This is a genomic window from Dolichospermum sp. UHCC 0352, assembly GCF_009711925.1.
GTDB classification, from domain to species: Bacteria; Cyanobacteriota; Cyanobacteriia; order Cyanobacteriales; family Nostocaceae; genus Dolichospermum; species Dolichospermum lemmermannii.
Genome location: NZ_VIKY01000316.1, coordinates 1 through 5,312 on the forward strand (window position 1 = coordinate 1; position 5,312 = coordinate 5,312).

At 37.3% G+C, this 5,312-nt stretch carries 2 protein-coding genes; both read right to left on the reverse strand.

Features of this window, described 5'->3' with window-relative positions; translation table 11 throughout:
- Positions 1-34: 34 nt before the first annotated feature.
- The gene (locus FJR06_RS22755) at positions 35-3,124 is read right to left on the reverse strand and encodes a PAS domain S-box protein (RefSeq protein ID WP_015079870.1); all 3,090 of its coding nucleotides are present in this window, start codon (positions 3,122-3,124) and stop codon (positions 35-37) included.
- 596 nt (positions 3,125-3,720) lie between these two features.
- Positions 3,721-5,229 carry a pyruvate kinase gene (locus FJR06_RS22760; RefSeq protein WP_174783522.1) on the reverse strand — a complete coding sequence of 503 codons (1,509 nt, stop codon included), beginning with the start codon at positions 5,227-5,229 and terminating at the stop codon, positions 3,721-3,723.
- Between the last annotated feature and the right edge of the window lie 83 nt (positions 5,230-5,312).

A 5,312-nucleotide genomic window follows, 5' to 3' on the forward strand; every position in this document is an offset into this window, starting at 1 on the left:
TTTATCTTCCAAATGCTTCGCCCCTACTGACAACTTACTTGAGGACAAAATTTAATTTTGCCAATAACTCTTCATTAGTATAGGGTTTTGATAAAATTGCTGTAACTTGAGATTCATTATTTGGCTCTAACATATTCTCTATATTGCATCCACTACAAGCAATTATTAGCACCTGGGGGTTGATTTCTTTTAACTTGCAAATGGCGGAATTTCCATTCATTCCTGGCATCATTATATCCATCAATACTACTCTGATTTGATCCCGGTATTGGTTGTAAGTATTGATTGCTTCCACGCCGTTTTTAGCGGTAAGAACTTGATAATTGTAGGCTTCTAAAATGGTTGTTGTAACTTCCCGGATATGGGCTTCATCATCTACTACTAAAATTAGTTCTCCCTGTCCTTGAGATATTTCTTGATGATCGGATTCTAAAGGGGAAACTTCTTGGTTAACTGATGGTAAAAATATCTGAAATACGCTACCAAGTCCAATTTGACTTTCAACATTAATAAACCCCTTATGACTTTTAATAATTCCTAACACTGTTGATAGTCCTAATCCTGTGCCTTTACCAAAATCCTTAGTGGTAAAAAATGGCTCAAATATTCTTTCTAATATTTCCGGTGACATTCCCGTCCCCGTATCTCTAACCGTAATCACAATATAATTCCCAACTGTAGCATGATGATTTATCTGGATCATCTCTTCATCAAGATACAAATTTTCTGTAGAAACAGAGAGACATCCACCGTCAGGCATAGCATCAGCAGCATTAACCACTAAGTTTATTAATACTTGATGCAGTTGGGTTTTATCCGCAAGCACTGTCCATAATTTAGGGTGAATATGCTTAGAAAATGTGATGGATTTGGAAAATGTTTGACTGACCAAGTAGATAATATCGCTGATCAAATCATTAATCTGCACAATCGTCTGTTTGCCTTCAACACCTTTGGCAAAGGATAACAATTGTTTGACTAGTTCTGCACCATGTTTCGCATTATTTTCAATAATTGTCAGCATTTGCTGACGACGATCTTTATGTTTTTCTTCAGATAATCTACTACTTTTGAGTAATTGAGCAGATGCTAAAATTGGTGTTAAGATATTATTGATATCGTGGGCAATGCCTCCAGCTAAAGTTCCAATACTTTCCATTCTTTGAGCGCGTAAAGATTGCTCTTCTCGTTGTTTATTTTTTGTAATATCAGTATCTACTGTGAGAATAGATTTAGGTTGTCCATCAGTATCTAACATCAATGTCCAGCGACTTTGAACAATAATTAGTTGGTTTGATTGTGTGCGTTTGCGTAACTCACCCTCCCAACTTCCCGATGTAACTACAGTTTTTAGGGCGATTATCTCTTGTTCATGGGAAGTTGAATCGTAAAAAATATCCTTGGGATTCTTACCTAAAACTTCCTGACGTTCCCAACCATATATCCTCTCTGCCCCCTGATTCCAAAAGACGATTTGGGCTTGAAAATCTCGGACAAAAATTGCATCAGTCGCAATATCTAATAGGGCCGCTTGTTCATATATTTGCCGTTGCGTTTGTTTACGTTCAGAAATGTCTCTAGTTGTGCCAATCATGCGGATTGGCCGATCATTTTCGTTACAGTAAACTTTTCCTCTAGAACTCAACCAATGTAGGATACCATCACAATCCACTATCCGATGTTCACAGACAAAATCAACTTTTTTCGCCAGGGAATGACTGACACAGTTTTGAAAATGCTGACGGTCTTCAGGATAGATTAAATTGAGAAAGTCTTCAATACTAGGACAGGAACTATTGAGAGGTAAACCATACATTAAACCCATGGTAGGAGACCAGAGAGTTTCATTGGTTTGGATATGCCAATCCCAGATCCCAATATTACCTGCTTCTAGTGCTAAGGTGAGTCGGGCTTCACTTTCTTGTAAGGACGCTTGAATATGTTGCCGTTCAATGATTTCTTCTTGCAATCGCTTATTGGCAATCACTAATTCTGCCGTGCGTTCTTTTACCCGAACTTCCAAGACATCGCTATCTTGACGGAGTGCTGCTTCTAATTTTCTCCTGTCGCTAATATCAGATATTGACCATAAACAACCAGTCCGTTTACCCTCATTATCAACCATAGAATTTACTCTCACACTAGCAGAAAAGAGTAAACCTTTACGGGACTGGAAATTCATTTCCCATTCCTGTAATTCATGCAATTTTTTTAACCGGGATACAAATTGAGAACGATCTTCTTCAGCAATAAAAACTACTAATGGTTTGCCAACAAGATGATCTTGACGGACAGATAGTAAGGATGCTGCCCCATGATTAGCTTGCTGAATTATCCCTAAAGCATCAGTTACTAAATAACCATTAGGTGCAAATTCAAATAAATTTTGATAACGCAGTCGTTCTGCTTCAGTAATTTGCCGAGAATAGATTAGTTGTTCATTTTGTTGACGTAGTTCTTCTTCGGCAATTTGCAGTTCTTCTAAAGTTTCTTGCAGTTCTCGATTAATTTGTAAATTCTCGTCAACTTGTTTTTTTGCCCATTCTTGTAAATGATTATGAGTTTGCTTACGGATTACTTCCAGTTGTTCATTAATTGGTATGTGTTCTGTCTTCAAATCTAGCAAATTTTCCTGCAATGCCTCAACCACACCAATCATTTTTTCTATATTTAAGGCTTGCAGCAAGTTTGCTTCAGTGACAATACCGATTAAGTTGTCTTTATCATCTACTATTGGTAAATAGTGAATAGAATGCTGCTGTAAAAGTGCAAACACTGTCAAAATATGCTCAGATGCTGAATATTTGAGAGTAATTAGCGGCTGAGTCATCACGTCTGCCATTTTTACCGCTGATAGGTCGGTATTTAAGGTAATTACTCTCAATACATCTTTAATAGTAAATATTCCTTGTAATTGCTTTCCCTCTACTACTAAAACATAGTCGGTTACTTGATGGATCGGGTTATTAACTGTAACTTTATGATCTTGTTGTTGATTCATCAAGTTAATAGCATCCATCACACAACTATCAGGACTAATAGTTAAGGGAGAATAATGAATAATTTGATGTAAATTAGGTAAATTAATCAATTTTCGGTGAAATCTGTTAGTGAATGCGTCCATTGGTTAATCTGATTAGTAGATGATACTGTAACTAATGTCATACCGATTAAAATCTACAAATCATTAGTTAATAAATTTGATAGATATGGATAGCAAGGGTTTGGAGTGAGAAAATTTATTTCAAAAAATTACGTACAATTTAACCAAATGATTGTTGTTGGTAATATAAATATCATTTAATTGATTTTTGAGCAATTAATTAGATTGTACCCTGAATATTCTATATATGAAACTTTAATTTTGTAAACATTTCAAATAGTAAGTATTCACAATTTAAATATATAGTTTTGTAACCACATTGACAGGAGAGAACTTTGGATATATTAGAGGGTGTTTGAAAAGTTTTGAATGTATAGACTGACCCCTCTCCAAACCTCTCCCCTGCAAGGGGAGAGGCTTTGAAACCCCCCTTCCCTCGTAGGGAAGGGGGGCTGGGGGGTTAGGTTTTTGGAGATTATCGGTTTCATCTAATACTTTTCAAACAACCTCTTAGACATCTCCACAAAAGAACGTAGAGACGTTCCATGGAACATCTCTACAAGGGTTGTAAGTCACGCATATTTAATTTTCACCAGATGTCTATTTTCTATTACCAATTACCAAGAATGTAAAGCCCGTAGTTGGGGTGTTTTTTTAACTTGGTGGGCTTGCATTCTGGTGAGAACATCATCTAAAATAGCCACAGCTTCAATAATATAATCACCCTTATTGAGCATGACACACTCTGCCCGTTCTGACATGGCAGCATCAGTGATTTCTGCCCGTGAAGGCATTCCATGTTTGACGAGATTTTCTAAGACTTGAGTTGCCCAAATTACGGGGATATGGGCAGCCTCACATAACCATAATATCTCCTCTTGAATTTCCGCCAGTCGTTGATAACCAATTTCCAGCGCCAAATCTCCTCTGGCAATCATAATTCCAAAGGGTTGTTTTCCAGCGGCTTGAATAATTAATTCTGGCAAATTGCTAACGGCTAAGGGTGTTTCGATTTTCGCCACTATGGCAGGTGTGGGAGAATTTTCTGGTAATCTTACCGCTAATTCCTGTTGTAAAAGCTGAATATCTGCGGGTGTTTGCACATAGGAATAGCCGATAATATTAACTTGATTAGCATGAGTGGTAATAAAATCTAAATCTTGTTGATCTTTTTCTGTTAAAGAACTCAAATGTAATTCAGTGTCAGGAAAATTAATGCCTTTTTCTGGTAATAGTTTTTCACCTTTAAGACGGGCATGGGTAATTTTTAACCATACTCCCTCAGATGTAATTGACTCAACACAAGCACCAATCCGGCCATCATCAATCCAGACTATTGTACCAATTTTCAGTTGTTTTAATACTTCTGGAATTGTGCAACTGGCTTGAAAAAATTCAGAATCAATAGTAGTGGGTAACTCATGGGTAAGGAGGAGAGATTCACCTTTAAATATTCGTTGTTTGGGACTGGGGGTAAGAACAAATTTAATTCTGGTTTTGGGACCACTCAAATCCATGAGAATTTTACAAGAAGATTTTAATTCTAATTCTGCTTGTTTGACATTGTTAATCATGGCTAACCATTCACCGGGGGTATCATGGGCGCAATTAATTCTCACACAATTGGTCCCTTGCCGAATGATATCCCGCAGAAATTCGTAATTGGTAGCGGCTTCATTTGGCAACGTTACCATGATTCTAACTCGACGGTTATCGAGGGTGTTACCAAATAAATCTTCGGTATTTTGTTGGAGAAGGCGATCGCCCTCAAAAAATGCGTCCAAAGGTGGATGTATAATGATAGAATCATTATCTGTGTGACAAACTGCCTGTAAGGTGGCAATCACCGCATCTAAGGTAGGTAAAACCTTAGCTTCTATCCTCCCCAATGAGGACAAACCCCAAGGCATTAAAGCCGCTTGCAGTTCTCGTAAATCGTGTCTTCTCAGTGCCAAATAATAGGCAAGATTGAGACTACTATTAATAAAAGATTGTCGGTGAATTTGCTTTTTCCAGCGTTCAAATATTTCCTTGCCTTCCTGATCAACAGATTGACGAAGTTCTTGTAATGTGGTAAGTAAAAAACAAGGATCTGAGAGATCCAACTCTACATTTTTTGTTTGCATATTGGTCAGTTGTTAGTTGTCAGTTGTCAGTAGGGGCTAAGCATTTGCAAGATAAATTATCGGTCATTGCCAAAAATAGTTCC